The organism is Deefgea sp. CFH1-16 (genome assembly GCF_016881365.1).
In the GTDB taxonomy this organism is placed as follows: Bacteria; Pseudomonadota; Gammaproteobacteria; order Burkholderiales; family Chitinibacteraceae; genus Deefgea.
Genome location: NZ_WLYT01000001.1, coordinates 3136298 through 3157040, shown reverse-complemented (window position 1 = coordinate 3157040; position 20743 = coordinate 3136298). Strand labels below are relative to the sequence as shown.

Annotated in this window: 22 protein-coding genes and 1 pseudogene; 16 read left to right on the top strand and 7 right to left on the bottom strand. The window is 47.4% G+C overall.

The features are described 5' to 3' along the window. Positions 1-17 precede the first annotated feature (17 nt). The 13 genes and pseudogenes from secF (at position 18) to GKO28_RS22465 (ending at position 9577) form a co-directional block, all read left to right on the top strand. On the top strand, positions 18-956 hold the full coding sequence (secF, locus tag GKO28_RS17255) for a protein translocase subunit SecF (RefSeq protein ID WP_182077520.1): 939 nt from the start codon (positions 18-20) through the stop codon (positions 954-956). Positions 957-1033: 77 nt separating this feature from the next. After that, positions 1034-1680 (top strand): annotated as a pseudogene (locus tag GKO28_RS17250) (DedA family protein). Continuing rightward, positions 1677-2018, top strand: a complete 342-nt coding sequence (locus GKO28_RS21975) for a methyltransferase domain-containing protein (RefSeq protein ID WP_282099360.1) — start codon at positions 1677-1679, stop codon at positions 2016-2018. Before GKO28_RS17250 ends, GKO28_RS21975 begins: the two are co-directional and overlap by 4 nt. Next, on the top strand, positions 1978-2574 hold the full coding sequence (locus tag GKO28_RS17245) for a methyltransferase domain-containing protein (protein ID WP_282099359.1): 597 nt from the start codon (positions 1978-1980) through the stop codon (positions 2572-2574). Before GKO28_RS21975 ends, GKO28_RS17245 begins: the two co-directional genes overlap by 41 nt. Further along, complete coding sequence (gene bioD, locus GKO28_RS17240; protein WP_182077207.1) at positions 2571-3275, top strand: dethiobiotin synthase; 705 nt, start codon at positions 2571-2573, stop codon at positions 3273-3275. The genes GKO28_RS17245 and bioD overlap by 4 nt, the downstream gene beginning before the upstream one ends. 18 nt (positions 3276-3293) lie before the next feature. Then, positions 3294-3860: an SCO family protein gene (locus GKO28_RS17235; protein ID WP_182077206.1), complete on the top strand. Its 567-nt coding sequence runs from the start codon at positions 3294-3296 to the stop codon at positions 3858-3860. Between the two features lie 22 nt (positions 3861-3882). Further along, positions 3883-4644 (top strand): flagellar brake protein, encoded by a 762-nt coding sequence (locus GKO28_RS17230; RefSeq protein ID WP_182077205.1) that lies wholly within the window; start codon positions 3883-3885, stop codon positions 4642-4644. Between the two features lie 155 nt (positions 4645-4799). Beyond that, complete coding sequence (locus GKO28_RS20575; RefSeq protein ID WP_307839056.1) at positions 4800-5549, top strand: MFS transporter; 750 nt, start codon at positions 4800-4802, stop codon at positions 5547-5549. Between the two features lie 62 nt (positions 5550-5611). Then, complete coding sequence (locus GKO28_RS20570; protein WP_247646618.1) at positions 5612-5989, top strand: hypothetical protein; 378 nt, start codon at positions 5612-5614, stop codon at positions 5987-5989. Beyond that, on the top strand, positions 5970-6683 hold the full coding sequence (locus GKO28_RS20565) for a 1-acyl-sn-glycerol-3-phosphate acyltransferase (protein ID WP_247646617.1): 714 nt from the start codon (positions 5970-5972) through the stop codon (positions 6681-6683). Before GKO28_RS20570 ends, GKO28_RS20565 begins: the two co-directional genes overlap by 20 nt. Positions 6684-6847: 164 nt before the next feature. Beyond that, on the top strand, positions 6848-7186 hold the full coding sequence (locus GKO28_RS17220; RefSeq protein ID WP_203564250.1) for a pitrilysin family protein: 339 nt from the start codon (positions 6848-6850) through the stop codon (positions 7184-7186). Further along, entirely contained in the window at positions 7131-7589 is a 459-nt protein-coding gene (locus GKO28_RS17215; RefSeq protein ID WP_203564249.1) for a pitrilysin family protein, read from the top strand. The genes GKO28_RS17220 and GKO28_RS17215 overlap by 56 nt, the downstream gene beginning before the upstream one ends. Beyond that, positions 7526-9577 (top strand): insulinase family protein, encoded by a 2052-nt coding sequence (locus GKO28_RS22465; RefSeq protein WP_182077202.1) that lies wholly within the window; start codon positions 7526-7528, stop codon positions 9575-9577. Before GKO28_RS17215 ends, GKO28_RS22465 begins: the two co-directional genes overlap by 64 nt. 48 nt (positions 9578-9625) lie before the next feature. Here GKO28_RS22465 and GKO28_RS17205 read toward each other — a convergent pair whose 3' ends face one another. From GKO28_RS17205 to GKO28_RS17190, 7 genes are all read right to left on the bottom strand, one after another. Then, on the bottom strand, positions 9626-10117 hold the full coding sequence (locus tag GKO28_RS17205; RefSeq protein WP_182077201.1) for a TIGR02281 family clan AA aspartic protease: 492 nt from the start codon (positions 10115-10117) through the stop codon (positions 9626-9628). A 110-nt stretch (positions 10118-10227) separates the two neighbouring features. Continuing rightward, positions 10228-10578, bottom strand: a complete 351-nt coding sequence (locus GKO28_RS22460) for a hypothetical protein (protein WP_307839055.1) — start codon at positions 10576-10578, stop codon at positions 10228-10230. Further along, positions 10529-11515: an ATP-binding cassette domain-containing protein gene (locus GKO28_RS22455; RefSeq protein ID WP_307839054.1), complete on the bottom strand. Its 987-nt coding sequence runs from the start codon at positions 11513-11515 to the stop codon at positions 10529-10531. Before GKO28_RS22455 ends, GKO28_RS22460 begins: the two co-directional genes overlap by 50 nt. Positions 11516-11528: 13 nt before the next feature. Continuing rightward, positions 11529-12113: an ATP-binding cassette domain-containing protein gene (locus GKO28_RS22450; RefSeq protein WP_307839053.1), complete on the bottom strand. Its 585-nt coding sequence runs from the start codon at positions 12111-12113 to the stop codon at positions 11529-11531. Positions 12114-12402: 289 nt separating this feature from the next. Continuing rightward, positions 12403-12804 carry a DUF1631 family protein gene (locus GKO28_RS17195; RefSeq protein WP_307839124.1) on the bottom strand — a complete coding sequence of 134 codons (402 nt, stop codon included), beginning with the start codon at positions 12802-12804 and terminating at the stop codon, positions 12403-12405. Then, positions 12710-12952: a DUF1631 domain-containing protein gene (locus tag GKO28_RS20555; protein ID WP_247646854.1), complete on the bottom strand. Its 243-nt coding sequence runs from the start codon at positions 12950-12952 to the stop codon at positions 12710-12712. Before GKO28_RS20555 ends, GKO28_RS17195 begins: the two co-directional genes overlap by 95 nt. A gap of 1 nt (position 12953) precedes the next feature. Continuing rightward, entirely contained in the window at positions 12954-14543 is a 1590-nt protein-coding gene (locus GKO28_RS17190) for a DUF1631 family protein (protein ID WP_182077198.1), read from the bottom strand. A gap of 234 nt (positions 14544-14777) precedes the next feature. On the opposite strand from GKO28_RS17190, the gene GKO28_RS17185 reads away from it, so the two are divergent. From GKO28_RS17185 to prfB, 3 genes are all read left to right on the top strand, one after another. Continuing rightward, a complete protein-coding gene (locus tag GKO28_RS17185) occupies positions 14778-18869 on the top strand; it encodes an NAD-glutamate dehydrogenase (RefSeq protein WP_182077197.1) in 4092 nt (1363 codons plus the stop codon). Beyond that, on the top strand, positions 18835-19509 hold the full coding sequence (locus GKO28_RS17180; protein WP_182077196.1) for an NAD-glutamate dehydrogenase domain-containing protein: 675 nt from the start codon (positions 18835-18837) through the stop codon (positions 19507-19509). Before GKO28_RS17185 ends, GKO28_RS17180 begins: the two co-directional genes overlap by 35 nt. 79 nt (positions 19510-19588) lie before the next feature. Next, positions 19589-20692 (top strand): peptide chain release factor 2, encoded by a 1104-nt coding sequence (gene prfB, locus GKO28_RS17175; RefSeq protein WP_182077195.1) that lies wholly within the window; start codon positions 19589-19591, stop codon positions 20690-20692. Positions 20693-20743 lie beyond the last annotated feature (51 nt).

Below are 20743 nucleotides of genomic sequence, written 5' to 3'. Positions count from 1 at the left end.
GGCGGGAGCGAAAAATGATTGAATTTTTTCATGTAAAACGTGACATCCCATTTATGAGCTACGGCAAGCTCACGACGGCGATTTCATTGGCGACCTTTGTATTGGCGGTGTTTTTCTTGGTCGCCAAAGGCTTAAATTTTGGTATCGAATTTACTGGCGGCACAGTCATGGAATTACGCTACCAAAAAGCCGCTAATCTGAGTGAAATTCGCCATCAGGTGGATGCTTTAAAGTACGGCGAGGCGCAAGTGCAATCGATGGGCACCACCACCGATGTCATGCTGCGTTTACCGAATATTAAAGACAAAAATAGCGCTCAGCTTTCCAATGAAGTGCTCACCACACTGCAAAAAACCCGCAGTGATGTTGAATTGCGTAAAGTGGAGTTTATCGGTCCATCGGTCGGTGACGAGCTATTTACTCATGGTCTAACTGCACTCATTTTGGTGTGTGTCGGTATTATCGCTTATTTGGCGATGCGCTTTGAATGGCGCTTTGCGGTATCGGCCGTGATTGCCAATATGCATGATGTGGTGATCATTTTGGGTTGCTTCGCCCTCTTTCAGTGGGAATTTAACCTCACCGTATTGGCAGGGATCTTGGCGGTATTGGGCTATTCGGTGAATGAATCAGTGGTGGTGTTTGATCGGATTCGCGAAAACTTCCGTCAACCGGCTTTGCGTGGCAAATCCGTCCCAGAAGTGATCGACAACGCCATTACTGCGACCATTAGCCGTACCATCATTACCCACGGTTCAACCGAGTGCATGGTGTTGTCAATGCTGTTGTTTGGTGGCGCTGCTGCGTTACATGGTTTTGCCATGGCTCTTACCATCGGTATCGTGTTTGGGATTTATTCATCAGTACTTGTGGCCTCGCCACTGTTGCTGATGTTTGGCATTACCCGCGACAATATGATCAAGCCAGTCAAAGTGAAAGAAGAAGCGGTAGTTTAAGCGCCTTCAATCGCATACAATCAGCGCCGACGAAGCTTCGTCGGCGTTTTTCTTGAGTCACTTCTGCGGAGCCCAGTATGGACTTTAATCTCATCAATATTTTCTTGCATCTGGATGTGTATCTGGCGCAATGGGTTGCCCTGTATGGTGTTTGGATTTATGCCATCTTATTTGCGGTGATTTTTTGTGAAACCGGCTTGGTCGTCACGCCATTTTTACCTGGCGACTCTTTACTCTTTGTCGCTGGCATGATTGCCGCAACCGGTGCAATGAATGTCCATTTATTAGTTGCGTTGCTGTTTGTTGCGGCAGTGCTGGGTGATGCGCTCAATTACACTATTGGCAAATACTTTTGGCCATCGTTTGTTTGCCAAAAAAAGACTCAAAAATATTCCGTCCAGAATACTTAAGCAAAACCCACGATTTTTTTGAAAAAATACGGCGGAAAGACCATTATTATCGCGCGCTTTTGTGCCGATTGTTCGCACCTTTGCGCCGTTTGTTGCTGGCATGGCGGCAATGACGTACCGGAAATTTTTTTGCTTATAACGTGATCGGCGGCGCAGCGTGGGTTGGCTCACTACTTTATGCCGGTTATTTATTGGGCGGCATAGAAATCATCCAAAAAAACCTCAGTGCGATTATCTTCGGGATTATTTTTCTCTCAATTTTGCCGGGCATTATTGAAATCGTGAAACACAAAATGGCGAAGGCGCCGACATGAACGAAACGTTTTACAATCAGAAAGACCGAATTCGCAGCGCATTTGATAAAGCCGCCAGCAGCTACGATGCGGCGGCAGTATTACAACGAGAAGTGGTTGACCGTTTATTTGACCGCCTTGCCGTCATTAATATCGACCCCAAAGTCATCCTCGATGCTGGCTGCGGCACCGGTTATGCCCGTTCATTTTTACGCCAGCGCTTTACGAGTGCCCAATATATTGAGCTTGATTTAGCGCTCAATATGCTCAAAGCGTCGCAAGCCAAAACCAGCACATTCAAGCAATGGCTATCGGTCTTTGACAAAAAACAAAGCCAATTCGCTTTGCGCCGACATTGAACAAATCCCGCTAGCCGATGAATCGGTTGATTTAATTTGGTCGAGCTTAACGCTGCAATGGTGCAATACGCCCGATGCCGCGTTTAAAGAATTTAATCGCATCTTAAAACCCGGCGGCGTAATTATTTTTGCCACCTTGGGACCGGATACGCTCAAAGAACTCCGTAGCGCATTTGCCGGCATTGATGGCCACCAACACGTCAATCAATTCATCGACATGCATGATTTAGGTGATGCGCTGGTCAAACATGGTTTAACGATGCCCGTGATGGATATGGAGCACATTACAATGACCTATGCCAAAGCCAAAGATGTGATGCAAGATTTAAAGCACATTGGTGCCAGCAATAAAATGGATGGTCGACCTAATGGCTTACTGGGCAAAGCGGCATGGCTAAAAGTCCAAGCACAATACGAAGCATTCCGTCGCAATGGCGTTTTACCCTGCACGTATGAAGTCGTGTATGGCCATGCGTTTAAACCGACGCCAAAAAACAATGCGCGTTCCGATGGCAGCCAAATTATCAATTTCCGTCCGAGAACACCGTCAGCATGAGCGGCAAACTATTTTTTGTGACCGGTACAGACACCGACGTCGGCAAAACCGTAGCCAGCGCGCAGCTGATTCGCGGTTTTGTTCGGGCTGGATTTGATGCCGTGGGTATGAAGCCAGCAGCCTCAGGCTGCATCAGGTCTGGCGATATACTCATTAATACCGACGTAGAATTACACCGCGCAGCCAGCAATATCCAAGCACCGGCAGCACTCTGTAGCCCCTATTTATTCGAGCCGGCGATTTCGCCGCACATTGCGGCACACGAAGCCGGTATAGATATTGATTTACAACACCTAAAAAATTGCGCCGAGCAGCTAACCAGCATTGCCGATCGCGTCATTATCGAAGGTGCGGGCGGATGGTTTGCTCCTCTCTCGACTCAGGCAACGATTGCTGATTTGGCAACGGAACTACAAGCGCCGGTCATTATGGTGGTTGGCATGCGGCTTGGCTGCTTAAATCATGCCATGCTCACGGCCAAAGCCATTAAGCAGCAAGGCTTAACACTTGCCGGCTGGATCGCCAATCCAGTCGACCCTCTATTTAGCCGATACGCTGAAAATTTAGCGTATTTAAAACAGCAGCTTGCCGCACCATTGCTAGCGGAGCTGAGCTATACGCCAGAGGCATTAAATGCCGCCATTTCGCCAGTTGCAATCGCGCAACTTGAACAATTTAAATCGCCGCTCGATTCAATTTAACGCCAATGAGAGCATTGCATGAAAAAAATAATTCTGATGAGCTTGTTGTTGATCTTACTGGGCGGCTGCAGCAAGCCTGAATTTAAAGGGGCCGACATCACGAATGGTCCAATTGGCGGAGATTTTAAACTCACTGATCACCATGGTAAGCCACGGTCACTGCAAGATTTTAAAGGCAAAGTCGTGGTTTTATTTTTCGGCTTCACCCAATGCCCTGAGGTTTGCCCCACCACACTCTCTGAATTAAAATCAGCAATGCAACAATTGGGCGAAAAAGCCAATCGCGTTCAAGTTTTATTTGTTACGGTCGATCCAGAGCGTGACAGCCAAACAATCCTTGCGGCGTATGTCCCCGCTTTTGATCCTCGATTTATCGGTTTACGCGGCAACGACAGTCAATTAGCTGATATTGCCCAACAATATAAAATCATTTACCAAAAGCAGCCACAGGGAGATAGCTATACGATGGATCATACTGCGGGTAGTTATTTAATTGATCCAGAAGGAAAAACCCGTGTCATGATTAATTATGGTGCCGGTGCTACTGTATTTGCGCATGATTTAGATTTACTATTAGCAGAATAAAAATATCAATACAGGATATACGATGTCAGATGAAGTGAATGGCGGCATTGCCCCAATTGGCGAGCAAGAAGACATTGCCCCCTACCGCATCACCGCCATTATGGAAATTGCCTTTGTATTGCGCAATTTAGCGCAAAGCAATGCCAATTTGGCGCTGTATTTTAATGCTGGACGCGACATGATGTTATCGCGCGTATTAAGTGTAGATACTAAAGCGCAGCAATTTATTATTGACGTTGGCGGACACGATGCCACCAATACCGCGATCACCCAAGCCAGCAAAATCTTATTTGTCACGGCACTGGACAACGTCAAAATTCAATTCTCTGTTGGCCTTGCCAAACGCTGTCAATTTGAAGGCAAAGCGGCGTTTACGATTCAATTTCCCAGCGATCTGATTAAATTACAGCGCCGAGAATTCTTTCGCTTACTTACGCCTATCACCAATCCATTAACTTGTGAATTAAGTCTGCCTAATTCGCAAAAAATGCGGCTTGAGCTGCATGATATTTCTTTGGGTGGCGCTGGCATTTGGTTGAAAGACGAGCCCAAAGATGAATTTCCGTCTGGAATGGTTTTAAATCAAGCCAACTTTGACTTGGCCAGTGCTGGCTTTGCAAAAGTCGATATTGAAATTCGCTCTACGCATGCCGTGACCATGGCCGATGGTAAAGTGCGCTGGTTATTGGGGGTGCGTTTTGTTGATTTGCCGCGCCCAATCGAAAATAGTTTGCAGCGTTTACTCGCCAATTTAGAGCGTGAACGTAAAGCCTTGATTGGTTAGTTTTAGAATTTTTTTTAAAGTTCTCTTTTGGCATTAAAACGCATTGATCACCTCCTTGTACGCTATGCGCTATTACTCATTTAGAAAAAAGAAGACTTAGCCGGAATCGATTGCCATCTGCAATCGATTTTTTGTTGCCCCCTGCGGATATCATCATGCATAAGCCAAATCAGTTTGACCTAATGGGTCAGAAGCGTTTTCTACCCTTGTTTCTCACTCAGTTTACTGGCGCATTTAATGATAATTTATTTAAAAATGCGTTTTTGGTTTTAATTGCATTTTATGGACTCTCCACTGCGGGGCTCAATAGTGCGGTGCTAATTAATATGGCCGCAGGGATTTTTATTTTACCTTTCTTTCTTTTCTCAACGCTGGCTGGGCAACTTGCAGAAAAATATGACAAGGCACTATTAGCACGTTGGATTAAAGGTTTAGAGATCATCATCATGCTGCTCGCGGGCCTTGGATTTATTTGGCACAATGCTGCAATCTTAATGTGCTGTCTATTTTTGATGGGGGTGCATTCAGCTTTTTTTGGCCCATTAAAATATTCTGTTTTACCGCAATACTTAAAAAGTAATGAAATCCTCGGCGGCAATGGCTTAATCGAGATGGGCACTTTTGTGGCTATTTTATTAGGACAAATTGCCGGCACATTGATTATTCAGCAACAACCTTATGGTGAAATTTATATTATTATCGCCTGTCTTGGTTTTGCAATAATTGGTTACTTTTGCAGCCGCGCCATGCCTGCTGCCCCGCCCACCGCACCAAATCTAAAAATTGGCTGGAATGTATTTGCTGAGAGACCGCAAAAATTCTGTCTCATACTCGAAAGAACAAAACCGTATTTAATAGCCTACTTGGTATTTCTTGGTTCTGGTTTTTTGGATCTATTTACTTAACCCAATTCCCACACTTTGCCAAAGAAACACTGCATGGTGATGCATCGGTATACACATTATTAATGACCTTATTTTCACTTGGCGTGGCCATTGGCTCACTGCTGTGTGAAAAGCTGTCCGATGCGACAGTTGAACTAGGACTGGTGCCATTTGGCTCAATTGGACTATCAGTCTTTGCCATTGATTTATTTTTCGCCAGCCAAAGCTTAGCCCCAGCTAGTTACACCGCCTATACATTCTTAACAAGCCTCTCTAGCTGGAGAGTTATTATTGATATTTTATTGATTGGCGTTTTTGGCGGATTTTTTATTGTGCCTTTATACGCATTGATTCAAATTCGCACCGAACATGAATTCACTTCGCGCGCGATTGCCGCCAATAATATTTTAAAACTCATTGTTTATGGTGGTTGCCGCAGCAATGAGTATTGTGTTGCTTGAAGCAGGTGTAAGTGTATCGCAGCTATTATTACTCGCTGGCATTTTGAATATTTTTGTCGCGATTTATATTTATACGTTGATCCCCGAATTTTTAATGCGATTTATGGTCTGGATTTTGACGCATACTTTATACCGAATCAAAAAAACCGGCCTAGAAAACATCCCCGAGCATGGCGCAGTGGTATTAACGTGCAATCACGTTAGCTTTATGGATGCGATGATTCTCGCTGGCGCAATTCGTCGCCCAGTTCGATTTGTGATGGATCATCGAATTTACAATTTACCCATCATGAATTTCATTTGCCGCACTGCTAATGCTATTCCAATTGCGCCAACCAAAGAAAGCGCGCAAATGAAAGACACTGCTTTTACCCAAATCGCGCAAGCACTGGCCGAGGGCGAAATCGTGGCTATTTTTCCTGAAGGGCGAATTACCAGCAATGGCAAAATTAATCGCTTCATGCCGGGGATTGAGCAAATTATTAAAACTACACCCGTGCCGGTCATTCCAATGGCGCTACAAGGTTTATGGGGTAGTTTTTTTAGCCGTAAAGATGGTGCCGCCATGCTCAAGATGCCACGCGGCATTTTCTCTAAAATCGGCCTAATCGTTGGCAAACCCATTGCGCCGGAGTCCGTTACCCGATTAAAACTAGAGCAAGAAACACATCTATTACGTGGCGATTGGCAATAAATTTATCGGTTTTTTAAACCCATATGGCGTTGCATAAATTTTATTTTGGATTTTAATACTTGCACCCATTAAAATGATGCTGGAATATGCATTAAAAATTTAAAAGGTGTGCGTAATAATGCGTAATTTTTGTGCCACGGTATTTTTATGTTTGACATCAGTTGTTGGCCAGGCCCAAGTTAAAAATCTTACCGGTTCTTGCACCAGATATTATTCAGGGGCAACTAAACAACGGCCTACATTATTTTATTAAGCCAAATCAACAGCCGAGCAATAAAGTTGAAATGCGTTTAGTCGTTAATGTTGGTTCAATGAGTGAAAAAGACGATGAATTAGGTGTCGCCCATTTGCTTGAGCATATGGCATTTCGTCAAACCAAAAATTTTAAAGCAGGACAAGTCAAAGCATTTTTAGATAGCCATGGTATGCGTTGGGGTGGCGATAGCAATGCCTTTACCAGTCATGAAAATACAGTTTATATTTTTATCAGTTTCACCCGATGATGCGGCTCAGGCGCTGCAATTGCTTGCCGATTGGGCATATCAAATCGAGTTCGATGAAAACGAGCTCAATACCGAGCGAGAAGTCGTACTGAATGAAGAGCGTATTCGTCGCTCCGACCATGCAATCTATCAATCAATATATAAAACAATTTATCCTAATCAAAACTACGCTAATCGAATGCCAATTGGTGATAGCAAAACCATAAAAAGCATTCCTCTCGAAAAAATAAATGCTTTTTATCAGCGCGAATATCAAGCGCAAAAAATGGCTATTTTAGTTTCTGGTGATATCAATCCACGTCAAATTGAAACTCAAATCAAAAAAAAAATTTTAATGCCGTGCCAGCCGGCAATCATGCCGTTAACTACCCAAGCCCAGCCGCAATCGATCAGTTACGCCTAGTTAATGAAAATCAAGTTCAGTCTTTATCACAAGCACGTGTTGGCTGGACTTGGGTTTTACCTAGCGACTCAATGAGTGACGCAGACGCTGCGTTACGCGACTATCAACGTGAATTAATCGGCATTATTTTGCAGCGCCGTCTTTCTAATTTGGCACAAAACCAAGACAGTGCAGTCAGTGATGCCATTTGGCTCAATTCGCACGGCACGGATTTACCAACTAGACAAATTCAATATGGTTTTTTTGTTAATGCAAAAAACAATCGCAGCCAAGCGGCATTGCGCCAGTTATATCGAGAAATTGTACGCGCCAAACAATTTGGTTTTAGTGCTGAAGAATTAAACAATGCATTTGAAACCAGAAAAGCCATGATTGGCACAAATTGGGATAACTTAGTTTGGGCCAATCAACTATTTATGCATTATCGTTTTGCTGAATCAGTTCGCAATCCATCCGATTACCCAACTCAACACCAGCGTTTTTTTGAGGCGACTCAAACTACGGACTTGCAAAAATTAATGGTAGATATTTTGGCCTATCCTGATCAAGTGGTTTACGCACTAAAATCCACTCGAGTCCAGTCGGAAGATTATATCAATCAACTTTGGCTGAAAGAGTTAATCGCTGAAATTCAAGCAGAAACCTTAACACCAATAACAACGAATACCACACGAAATCAATTGCTGGGCACCTTACCCGCCAAAGGTAAAATTATTCGTTCAATAGAGGATGCCGCCAATAAAAGTACGCTTTGGCAATTAAGTAATGGCATTGAAGTCCTCACTATTGCGCCACAAAGTAAAACAGAAAACATTGGTTTTGCTGCGCAGGCTTTGGGCGGACTTACCGCGCTGAGCGCTGATTTATATCCCGCAGCCAGAATATTGCCAGAGTATTTACTACGCGCCGGATTAGATGGCATGCGCCCAAATGACATTGAGCGCATCATGAGCAACAAACAAACCAAACTACTACCGTTTGTTGGCATGGACACCCATGGTTTTTCTGGAGTGAGTATTCCAAAAGACATTGAAGCATTATTACAGCTCAATTATCTCGCATTGACAGCCAGCGATGACAATGAAGAGGCTGCTAATGTGAGCCGGGAACTCACTTTGCAAAATATGGCTAACAATGATGAACAAAGTTTAGCCAATACCTTAAATCAATTGCGCTATCAAACGCCGGATTTATTTCCTAGTAATCGAAAAATGCTCAGCCCTTTTTATGAGGCCTCATTCGCCCAATTAAAAACCGCCAAGCAGCGGCTCTATGGCAATCCGGGGGCTTTTCGTTTTGTCATCACCGGCGTCGCCAATGACAAAAAAACCGAAGCTTTGCTCGAGCAGTACCTAGCAAGCCTACCTACCCAGCATTCAAACCTGCCACAGATAAGTACACTACCTCAAGTGCCAGTCAAAGAAGTGCAATTAGGCTGGGCCAATACAGGCGCATATCGCCATTGGCAAGCGTATCTACCTGTAAAGGCAAACGCCGAAAATGAATTGCAGTTAACCGCGATGGCTGATTTATTACATCAGCGCCTTCTCGACGGACTAAGAGAGAAAACAGGCAATATTTATTGGCTTTCACTGGTGCCCAATCGCAATACACCGCAAGGTTTAACCCTCGGTTTTGCCTATCGTACCGATGCTGCGCACTGCGAACAAAGTAGCCAAACAGTGCTCAATGCATTAATTAAGCTACGACAAACTGCCCCTAGCACAACCGAAGTCAACGCCATCCATGATCGACTAAGAAAATCCATCGCCGAACGGGTCAATATGCCTATTCCATACGCACTGTCTTACGCCACCGCTTGGTTAAGAAATGGTAATACGTCGAGTAATCAGCCTGATCTACGCCAAATCACCGCGCAGTCTTTACACGCAGCAGCACAAATATGGTTTGAGCCTCAACACTGGGCTGTTGGCAATTATATGTGTAATGACATCGTCGATTTACAGCAACTAGTTAGCACCCAATAAAAAAAATAGGCCGCTATCTAAGCGGCCTATTTTTTTATTTACGTTCAATCAATTTTGATCAATCAGTTTTAAATGCATTTGCTGGTCTTGGGTACGAATATCAAAATGACGAATGATATTCATCCCCAGCAATACTTCATCCCCCAAATTGGGCAACACCCCCACTCGGACGTTTTCAAAGCGAAATGGGCCAAAACTTAACTCACTCAGTCGCGATTCGTAACCTTCTACCTCGCCATTGGCGGTGCGCGCAATAAACGATTCGCCGCGCGGTAAATTAAGGCGCTCAGCCAAGCGCTCGCTCAGCGTAATCGAGGTCGCCCCCGTGTCGAGTAGCAGCGTGACCGCAGTGCCATTGATGTGGCCGTTAATCCGAAAATGACCATCTCTGGCTCGCTGCAAAGTGAGCTCAGTGGCATTGCCAGTTTGGAAGATCTGCATTTTGGGCTGATATTGCTGAGCAATAAAGCTACTAAACACCCAGTAAATCAACGCTAACACCAGCGCCCAAACCAAGAAAATAGCCCAATTTGATCGCATAACCACCCTTAGGTATTACCCGCCAGATCAATAGCATCAATGCTTGGCGGGCAATACATCATTACACTGACAGGTTGTCGATTTCTTCGCTCACACTCACCCAAGCGAGCTCACGCTCGGCGAGTTTTTTCTTTGAGCTTGAGTTCGCTCGCCAAGATTTTTTGCAACGCGTCTTTACGCTCAGGCAAATACAAGGTTTCATCGGCCAAAGTACTGGTGATGGTGGCTTGCTCGGCGCTAATTCGGGCCATTTCAGCCTCAATTCGCGCTAAATCTTTTTCTAGTGGTTTGCGCGCATTAGCCAATTTTTGCCGTGCTTCGGCTTCGAGGCGTTTTTGCTCTTTGCGATTCACCGTTGGCGCTGTGCTATTGCTGCTTACACTGGCGGCGGCCACTACGGCAGACTTGTCACTACTGCGTTTTTTCTTGACTGTAACGCGTGTAATCGTCCAAATCACCATCAAAAGGCTGAACTTTGCCGTCTTCGATCAACCAAAAATCATCAACCGTGGCACGCAAAATGTGCCGATCATGTGATACCACAATCAAAGCGCCATCAAAATCTTGTAGCGCAAAGGTTAGCGCTTCACGCATTTCGATGTCCAAGTGATTGGTTGGTTCATCGAGCAGCAAGAGATTTGGTTTTTGCCAAATCAGCAAAGCCAAGGCCAAACGTGCTTTTTCACCGCCAGAAAATGGCGCAATGGGATTGAGCGCCATCTGGCCGTGAAAATTAAATCCACCCAAGAAATTGCGATGCTCTTGCTCGCGAGTGGTTGGGTCGATTTTTTGCATATGCCACAGTGGCGACTCATCAATGCGCAGGTATTCCAGCTGATGCTGGGCAAAATAACCCATTTTTAAGCCTTTGCCTTCAGTACGAATCCCCGACAGCAAGTCTTGCTCACCGGCTAATGAGCGAATAAACGTTGATTTACCGGCACCATTCACCCCGAGCAACCCTAAACGCGCTGAGTTATCAACGGAAAGATTAATGCCCGACAAAATTGGATGATCGGCGCTATAACCTGCCGACGCCATTTCGAGATGCACCAAAGGGTTCGGGCTTGAATCGGGCTCGCGGAAAGAGAAATTAAATGGTGAATCAACATGCGCGGCAGCGATTTTCTCCATTTTTTCTAATGCTTTCACTCGACTTTGCGCCTGCTTGGCTTTACTGGCCTTGGCTTTAAAGCGGGTAATAAAGCTTTCCAAATGGGCGATTTGACGTTGCTGTTTGTCAAACGCTTGTGATTGCTGCGCTAAGCGCTCAGCACATTGATTTTCAAAGTCTTCGTAAGTACCGGTGTAAACGGTGAGTTGCGCGTTATCAACGTGCAAAATTTGTTTGATGGTGCTGTCTAAGAAGTCGCGATCATGCGAAATAATCAACAACATGCCCGGATAGGTTTTAAAGCCATTCTTCCAACCAAACTACGGTTTCTAAATCCAAGTGATTGGTGGGTTCATCGAGCAGCAACAGGTCGGAACGACACATTAACGCTTGCGCCAAATTTAAACGCATCCGCCAACCACCGGAAAAACTCGATACCGGACGTGAATTTTCTTCTAAAGAAAAGCCTAAACCGGCTAATAATTTGGCAGCGCGCGCTTGCGCGGTATAGCCGTCAATGGCTTCAAGGCGAGCAAATAGCTCGCCATGGGCCATACCGTCATCATCGGCGTCGTAAGTAATCGCGGCAATTTCGGCTTCGATTTTGCGCAGCTCAATGTCACCATCAAGTACGTAATCCAGTGCCGAACACGGCAATGCAGGGGTTTCTTGCGCCACGTGCGCAATCGCCACTCGAGGTGGCATTTCTAAATCGCCTTCATCAGCATGAATTTCATCACGCAATAAGGCAAAAAAACTGGATTTACCCGCGCCATTGGCTCCAACTACCCCGGTTTTTGAGCCAGGTTGTAGCGTGAGTTCGACACGATTAAGGAGCACCTTGGTGCCGCGACGGAGTGTGAGTGTTTTAAGTCTGATCATGGGGCAAGATTCTAACAGAGCTAGCCGCCTTGATTGCCTTTGCAACAAGGAAAATTACCCAGTTTACGGAAAAATAATGCCACTTGGATGCATCTAACGCGAAGATCGACCCATGCTATGCATATCAACGCAGTAAAAAACGGGGTTAACCATCAAGAACGGAAGTCGGACACGATGAAGATCGTGACCAACAACGGCGCAGCACGATCAAGAACATAAGATAAATGGGTCGTCGCCTGCCCAACCGTATCAGCTCAAGCCCCCGCCACGCCATCCTTTTCCAGTCCACTCATTTCAAATTGCTTTTTAATGCATCCAAAGCTTGATCCAGCAAACTATTGCCGGCTTGAATGCGGCGAATTCGGCCGCTATTGAGCGCTGCAAGCAACTCAGCGCGTAAAAAGGCTTGGCTATTGCTGCCATGGCGATTGGTAAACAAATAGCGCGTTGCTTTGGGGCTAATCCACGATAAACGCAAACGTAAAACTTCATTTTGCTCACCGATCCACTCCACCCACTCACCCCGAATCGGAAAATCACTGTGCGGCGGCAAAGATTCACACTGCACGGCCTCTTTATTTTCTTTCGCGATTTCATTATCGCGCGATGACAAAGTAGGCTCGGCAGGCGCAGCAACGGGCACTACTGCTGGGCGTAAACCATTGCGAATGGCCGCTGCATGGCAATGCACTAAATTCGGCAAAAAACGACTTAGCTGCCGCATCGCTCATACCCTGCTCGCGAGCCATGTCTTCTAGTGATTTAAGCATGCCGGGCAACACATTGACCAAGGCAAAACGCTCATCCGCACCTTGTTTGGCTTGAACGCTCCAAATCAAATCATCCATGGTTTTTTAGGGCAGCGATAAATTCTGGCGCACTCTCACCCACAATGCCAAAGCGCTGCGCCAAAGCAAGGGGCCAATATTGCGCTAAAAAATCACGTACTAAGGGTGGTAAGTCTGACCGACTCAACCGCGACTGCACCAAGGCCTCGCTGGTGACCGTTGCCAACTCGGCCATTTCGTTTTGCAGTAAGGCCTGAGCATTACTTTGCAATGCGCCTTCAAGCGCCGCAACTTCTGCATCTTGCAGTGCTTTAAGTGCAGCAAGCGCTCGATCAAATACAGCAATATCATCGGTAAATTGCTGACTTATCTGGGTAACAATGACGGCAATTTGATCGTAACGTGCGTCACCAGCCAGCATATCGGGCGCGTCGAGGGTTATTTCCGCCAATGTGTCGAGTAAGACTCGTGCACTGTGTTTTTTATTGGCAAAAAACCCCGCATCCAGCATGGCGACTTTCAAAATCGGGATTTGTAGGCGTGCTATCAAGCCCTTGATCGACGCCGAGAGTCGCGCATCATCAAACATACGCTCAAACAGCAAAGCAATGAGCTCTAATGTCATTGCGTCCATTTGCGGTAGGTTTTTGGCCCAGCCAGAATGCCGCAACACACCCAACATATTGCGCTCAAAAACCGCCGCATCTGCGCCATTGAGCGCACTCGCCACCGGCGGCTTATGTTGCAACACATCCAAAAACGACATCCAGCCTGGCACAGTCTCGACTGCGTTTTCGGCTATTGGTGTTTGTGCCAAATGCGCTAAATGCGCCGCTAATGGCATTGGCGTCGTCACGCTCGAAGCCTGTGCTGTGTCGATAGCATCGACACTGGTTTGCGGCGCTAATGAAGGTGCAGCATGGTTTTGACGTTTAATCGAGCCCGGCATTACCCGCTCAACATTCTGCGCAATCAAGTATTGATTGACGTGCCGATACACGTCAGCCACTTGATTAGACAGCTCGTTCTCAAACGCTTTTAACGCCACTAGGCGAGCATCGATCCCCGTTTCAAGTTGTTTGCAGGCCTGCATAAACGCATCGCAAATCGCTTCTGGCGCTAGCGGATTGGTTGCGCCATCGGCTTGCTCGGGCATTAAGCCGGCAAAACGCTGCTCAAGCTCGGTCAGCGTATCGCCCCCGGTATGTTTAAAGGCCTTAACAATTAAATCTGCCGAAAGATGCTCTTCATACTCTTCGTTGGCGACCAAACTAAGTTGATCGGGATGGGCTTGAACACGATAAAACGGACTAGCTGCTTCTGTAGCGTTAGTGCTGGCCGCCTTACTCATTCGATCATTAAAACTCGATAAAAAGTTGCGCTTAAATTGTTCAGCCAATATATCGCGCTTTTGATGTGTTTCTTCGCGTGCCGCAAAATAATCATCGCGCAGTTTGCGATCAAAAGTCGTATCAGCCAACTCAAAATAAGTGTCTTCTAGTCGCTCAAAAAAACCTTCCATGGATTGGCTTAACATTTTTAACGCCAAATCACGGCACATGAGCAACATTGGATCGACATCGGTCGATGCGGTCATGACGGCTGATGTGGAATCAGCAAGGATAGAGCGAACTTGGCTCATGCTACGGCCTCTTTGTTGTCTGCGGACAATGCACACATTAGCATTCAATAATATAGAATTATTACCCGTTGGTCATTTTTATTGTGCGTTTTGTTCAAATACTCATTACTTCAATGCCTTATGAGTCTGTCACCAAAGCAACTAAGCTATTAAATAGGTGGTAACCCTTGTTGGAAGGCGCTGCAACTCCGTCTACAGTGGAGGACTGCATCCAGTCGATAGGCCACAGTCAAAATGAGCACAAGCACGCCTTTGCAAGCCCTACAAACGTGGGCAACCGAACATGTTTCAGGCGATATCGCCACGGCGCTTCAACAATATTATGCCAACGTGCCAGAAGACGATTTACAGCCCCGCGCCACAGAGGATTTAGCCGGCGCGCTACTCGCACACTGGCGTATGGCAGCACCACGCCAACCACAGCAACGCCTGATTCGCGTTTACAACCCCAATTTAAGCGAGCATGGCTGGCAATGCCCGCACACGGTGATTGAAATCGTCCAAGATGACATGCCGTTTTTAGTCGATTCAGTGGGTATTGTGCTGGCACGCTTAAAATACACTGCACACAGCGTTATACATCCGGTATTTAAAGTTTTACGCGATACCGAGGGGCGAATTATTCAACTCGATCCCAAAGGTCGTGCCGAGTCATGGATGCACTTTGAAATCAATCGCATCAGTGACGCCGCCAACATGGCCCACATCGAACAAGAGATCAATCAAGCGCTCGACAGCATCGCCACCTCGGTAGCGGATTGGCCAGCCATGACTGATCGCGTTATGACGGCACTTGAGCAACTGCGCAGCGACCCACCGCCACTACCGCGCTCGGTGGTCACTGAAACCATCGCCTATCTTGAATGGCTATTATCTGGACACTTTGTTTTTCTTGGCTTGCGCGACTACCAATTTGGCGGCGAGTCACTTAATGTTGTGCCGCATTCGGGCAAAGGCTTACTGCGCGACAACGGCTTAGCTCAGCCCTCTCATATTTGGGCCAGTCTATCGCCTGACTTACGGCAAATTGCTTACACGCCTGATCGCTTATTGATGCTCACCAAATCAGACCATCGCTCTATGGTGCATCGGCCGGTTTATTTAGATACCGTTTTGCTACGGCACATCAATACCGACGGCCAATTGATGGGTGAATTACGCATTGTTGGACTGTATTCGGCCAGCGCGTATACCGCGCCGCCGCGACAAATCCCGATTTTGCGGCAAAAAATTGATCACGCCATGGCTCTGTGCGGCGCAGAATTAACCGGCTATCGCGGCAAAGCGCTACTCAATGTATTGGATACCTACCCACGAGATGAGCTGATTGAAATTGAAGTCGCCGAGCTAGGACGCATTGCCAATGGCGTCGTCAATTTGCACGAACGAAATCGCGTTCGCGCATTTTTTAGAGATGACATTTACCGTCGATATGTATCGGTCATGGTCTTTGTGCCGCGCGACAACTACAGCACCGACGTACGCATCAAAATCGGCAATCTCTTGATGCAGCACCTCAATGGCAACGCCACTGAATTTAACGTATTACTGAGCGACAACCCACTGGCGCGCATTCATTACATTGTTCGCCGCTCGGCCGTTGGCGAAACTCAGTACGATGCCAAAGCCATTGAAATCGAAATTGAACACTTGGCGCAGCGCTGGCAAGACGGTCTACACCAACAATTAATTCAAAGTTTTGGTGAAGAAAAAGGCGGCACGCTACAACAAAAATACTTAAATGCCTTCCCTGCCGCCTACTGCGCTGATTTTTCAGCGCGCGTTGCGATCCACGACGTTGAGGCACTCGAGCGAGCGCTACAAACCCAGCAATTGGTCGCCACGCTCACCCCGGGCAGCGCGCTCGACGAAATGGTCTGGCGCTTAAAGCTTTATCAGCACCAAGCCATTGAGTTGTCTGACTTTTTGCCGCTACTTGAAAGCCTTGGCGTGCGCATTCTTGACGAGCGCCCTTACACCATTCATTTTGAACAACAAACCGCGTGGATTGTCGACATCGGCATTCGCCTACCGGCACAAGCTTCGCTTGAATCGGCAGAGCAACGGCTACGATTTTTAGCGGCTTTTATCGCGCTTTCAAAAGGTGCGGCGGAAAACGACAAGCTCAATCAACTGATTTTGCATAACGGCTTGGCTTGGCGTGATGTACTGATTTTGCGGGCGTATTCGCGCTTTTTAAAGCAAGTCGCACTCAAATACGATATGGACACCATCGCCGACTGCTTATTGCGCTATGGCACACAAGCCCAGCAATTGGTACATGCGTTTGAACTACTGAATCATCCACAACAGGCCGAGCCTGCGGTCGCTGAAATCACGCAGGAAGAAATCGCCCAAGCGGCGCGCGCCATGCCCAATATTGATGATGAAAAAATCATTAGCGGCCTACTGTCGGCAATACAAGCCACGCTGCGCACCAATTTTTATCAGGACAATGGCAACAAAACTTACTTGTCACTCAAAATCGCTTCTGGCCAAATGCCGATGATGCCGCAACCGGTACCGATGTTTGAAATTTTTGTGTATTCACCACAAATGGAAGGCGTGCATTTACGTGGCGGCAAAGTGGCGCGCGGCGGCTTACGTTGGTCTGACCGACGTGAGGACTTCCGCACCGAAGTGCTGGGCTTGGTGAAAGCGCAGATGGTTAAAAACACCGTGATTGTGCCTGTCGGCTCCAAAGGTGGTTTTATCGTTAAAAACCCGCCACTCGAGCGCGAAGCGTTGCTCGCTAGCGGCGTCGCCTGCTACCAGACCTTTATTCGTGGCTTACTGGATTTAACCGACAACTTTATCAACGGAAAAATCATCCCGCCGGCCAATGTTTTGCGCCGCGACGGCGACGATCCTTACTTGGTGGTTGCCGCCGATAAAGGCACCGCAACGTTCTCCGACATCGCCAACGCCATCTCGCAAGAATATAACTTCTGGTTGGACGATGCGTTTGCCTCTGGTGGCTCAGTCGGTTATGACCATAAAAAAATGGGCATTACCGCGCGTGGCGCGTGGATTTCAGTTGAGCGCAGCTTCCGTGAAATGGGGGTCGACACCAATACCGACGCATTTACCGCCGTGGGTATTGGCGATATGTCCGGTGACGTGTTTGGCAATGGTTTATTGCGCACACCAACCATTCAACTGTTGGCTGCATTTGATCATCGCCACATTTTCTTAGACCCACAGCCCGATAGCGCCGTGGCTTTTGCTGAGCGTGCTCGCATGTACGCGCTGCCGCGCTCTTCATGGGCCGATTACAATTCAGAGCTCATCTCAGAAGGTGGCGGGGTATACGCTCGCACCCTGAAGAAAATCAAAATCTCTGAGCAAATACGTCAAAGATTGCACATCGAAGATGCCGAGCTTGAGCCCGATCAGCTGATTCAAGCCCTACTCAAAGCGCCGGTTGATTTGCTCTACAACGGTGGCATTGGTACGTATGTTAAGTCCAGCGCACAAACCCATGCCGAAGTAAATGATCGCAATAACGACGCCGTGCGCGTTGATGGTCGCGACTTACGCTGCAAAGTCATTGCCGAGGGTGGGAACTTAGGCTTTACGCAACTCGGCCGCATTGAATACGCGCTCAACGGCGGCAGAATTCATACCGACGCCATTGATAACTCTGCCGGGGTGGATTGCTCAGACCATGAAGTGAATATCAAAATTTTACTGGGCCGTATCGTCGCCGATGGCGATTTAACGCTCAAGCAACGCAATGAAGTGCTCGCCAGCATGACCGACGAAGTCGGCCATTTAGTCCTACGTGACAATGAATTGCAAACTTTGGCCATTTCGTTAGAGTTCTCGCAATCATTATCCTTGGCCTCAGTTCATTTGCGCCTCATGCAATCGATGGAAGCGGCTGGCAAGCTATCGCGCCGTATTGAATACCTGCCAAGCAACAATCAGCTCATCGAACGTCAAGCGCTAGGACTGGGACTTTCTCGTCCAGAAATAGCGGTTTTAATGGCTTACGCCAAAATTGTAATCAAGCAAAACTTACTCGACGAGTCGTTAATTGACGACAACAAATGGAACCAACGCCTGAGCCAGTATTTCCCAACCCGCTTGCGCGAGTCTTTTGCCGCACAACTGCCTTTGCATCCTTTGCGTCGTGAAATCATTGCCACCGTGCTGACCAATCATATTGTTAATCGCTTTGGTACCAATTCAGTTTATCGTTTGCAAGAGGAAACCGAGCGCAGTTATAGCGATATTGTCGACGCTTTAATCGCCGCCGAAAGCTTGCTTGATAGTGAAACGCTGGCGCTTGAAAATCGAACAGAACGCCGATCAATGCAGTAGCGAAGGCCAGAACACACTACTGCTTCAAGTTCGCCGTCAAACCGAGCGTGTCGCACGCTGGCTGTTGCAGCAAACCTTAAGCAAACCGGCGCTCGATCACATGCGCACTTGTGCGGCACTGGCCCTGCCGCAACTACCGCTGTGGCTAACTAGCAGCCCAAGCCATCAAACGCAGGCACTGCAATGGCAAGCCGCAGGTGTGAGTGGCGGATTGGCCATGAAGGTGCTGGCAGTCCAAGAAGCACAATCCTTGCTTGAGTTAAGCCAGTGCAGCAATGACTCTGGGCAGCTTGCCGAGCACATGCGAATGTATTTGGCACTGGGCGAGGCATTAGAGCTTAAATGGTTGGCGCTCGCCATCGAGCAATTGCCGCGTGAAAGCCGCTGGCAGACCCTCGCTCGTTTGGCGGTGCGCGATGACTTGCAACGCCTACACAAAGAGCTATTTATGCAGGCTTGGCAACAAAGCCCAGACAATCTGAGCGAATGGCTGGCGCAAAATAGTAGTAGCGAGCGCGAGCGAGTGAGTGCCATGTTTACTGAGCTGCGTGCAGCCACCCCAGATTTGGCGATGATTTCAGCGGCACTGCGCGAGCTACGCCACCGATTAATCGTTAAAACTGCACTTAGCGAGGTTTAGTTATGCATTTCCGCTACTGCGAAGACGCACAGACTGATATAATTCACGGTTTTGCAATAGCAAACGCGGATTCTATCGCATGGAAGCGGAACAGCTTAATCAGATTGAAAACCAGCTCAAAGAGCTAGGCGTACGCGCAGACGAACTTAAGCGCTATCTTGACTACCCCGGAAAAGTCGATCGACTCGAAGAAGTCGTTCGACTTTCTGAGGCGCCAGAAACCTGGAACGACCCCAAAAAAGCCCAAGAAGTAGGCCGAGAACGAAAAGCCCTAGAGGATATCGTTCTGGTTTTAGATCGTGTCGCCGATGGCGTCACCGATTCGCTTGAGCTATTTGAAATGGCCAAAGAAGAAGGTGACTTTGGCACTGCCGAAGTCATCGCGCAAGAATACGCCTTACTTGAAGCCGAAGTGGCCAAGCTCGAATTTCGCCGGATGTTCAATAACCCAATGGATCCAAATCCTTGCTTTATTGACATTCAATCTGGCGCTGGCGGCACTGAAGCGCAAGACTGGGCCGGCATGCTATTGCGAATGTACGTTCGCTACGGTGAGCGCAAAGGCTTTACCGTTGAAGTGATGGAGCAATCGGATGGCGACATCGTCGGCATCAGCCAAGCCACCATCAAACTGACTGGCGATTATGCTTATGGCTTTTTACGCACCGAAACCGGCGTTCACCGCCTAGTTCGCTGCTCGCCATACGATTCTAACAACCGTCGTCACACCTCGTTTGCCTCGGTATTTGTATACCCAGAAGTGGATGACAGTTTTGAAATTGATATCAACCCTTCTGACGTGCGTACCGATACCTATCGCGCTTCAGGCGCGGGTGGTCAGCACATTAACAAAACCGATTCTGCCGTTCGTTTAACGCACATTCCGACCAATACCGTCGTGCAATGCCAAAACGATCGATCACAACATAAAAACCGTGATGAAGCGTGGAAGATGTTACGGGCTAAGTTGTTTGAACTTGAGCTACGTAAACGCATGGAAGCACAGCAATCGCTCGAGGCGACCAAGTCGGACATCGGTTGGGGGCATCAAATTCGTTCTTACGTATTCGATCAAAGCCGCATTAAAGATTTACGCACCAGCTATGAAGTAGGCAATATCAAAGGCGTCATGGACGGTGATCTTGACAACTTTATTGCTGCCAGCCTCAAACAAGGCGTTTAATTTATAGCATCCAAGCAGGGAGCGATCATTCGCTCCCTGATGTCATTAAGT

Excerpts from the sequence above, each read along its gene's own strand:
- GKO28_RS17205 (WP_182077201.1), bottom strand. The coding sequence starts at position 10,117 with ATGCGATCAAATTGGGCTATTTTCTTGGTTTGGGCGCTGGTGTTAGCG.
- prfB (WP_182077195.1), top strand. The coding sequence starts at position 19,589 with ATGGAAGCGGAACAGCTTAATCAGATTGAAAACCAGCTCAAAGAGCTA.
- GKO28_RS17235 (WP_182077206.1), top strand. The coding sequence starts at position 3,294 with ATGAAAAAAATAATTCTGATGAGCTTGTTGTTGATCTTACTGGGCGGC.
- GKO28_RS17190 (WP_182077198.1), bottom strand. The coding sequence starts at position 14,543 with ATGAGCCAAGTTCGCTCTATCCTTGCTGATTCCACATCAGCCGTCATG.
- GKO28_RS17215 (WP_203564249.1), top strand. The coding sequence starts at position 7,131 with ATGCCTTTACCAGTCATGAAAATACAGTTTATATTTTTATCAGTTTCA.
- bioD (WP_182077207.1), top strand. The coding sequence starts at position 2,571 with ATGAGCGGCAAACTATTTTTTGTGACCGGTACAGACACCGACGTCGGC.
- GKO28_RS20575 (WP_307839056.1), top strand. The coding sequence starts at position 4,800 with ATGCATAAGCCAAATCAGTTTGACCTAATGGGTCAGAAGCGTTTTCTA.
- GKO28_RS22455 (WP_307839054.1), bottom strand. The coding sequence starts at position 11,515 with ATGTTGTTGATTATTTCGCATGATCGCGACTTCTTAGACAGCACCATC.
- GKO28_RS20570 (WP_247646618.1), top strand. The coding sequence starts at position 5,612 with ATGACCTTATTTTCACTTGGCGTGGCCATTGGCTCACTGCTGTGTGAA.
- GKO28_RS21975 (WP_282099360.1), top strand. The coding sequence starts at position 1,677 with ATGAACGAAACGTTTTACAATCAGAAAGACCGAATTCGCAGCGCATTT.
- GKO28_RS17185 (WP_182077197.1), top strand. The coding sequence starts at position 14,778 with ATGAGCACAAGCACGCCTTTGCAAGCCCTACAAACGTGGGCAACCGAA.
- GKO28_RS22460 (WP_307839055.1), bottom strand. The coding sequence starts at position 10,578 with ATGGTGATTTGGACGATTACACGCGTTACAGTCAAGAAAAAACGCAGT.
- GKO28_RS17230 (WP_182077205.1), top strand. The coding sequence starts at position 3,883 with ATGTCAGATGAAGTGAATGGCGGCATTGCCCCAATTGGCGAGCAAGAA.
- GKO28_RS20565 (WP_247646617.1), top strand. The coding sequence starts at position 5,970 with ATGAGTATTGTGTTGCTTGAAGCAGGTGTAAGTGTATCGCAGCTATTA.
- GKO28_RS22450 (WP_307839053.1), bottom strand. The coding sequence starts at position 12,113 with ATGATCAGACTTAAAACACTCACACTCCGTCGCGGCACCAAGGTGCTC.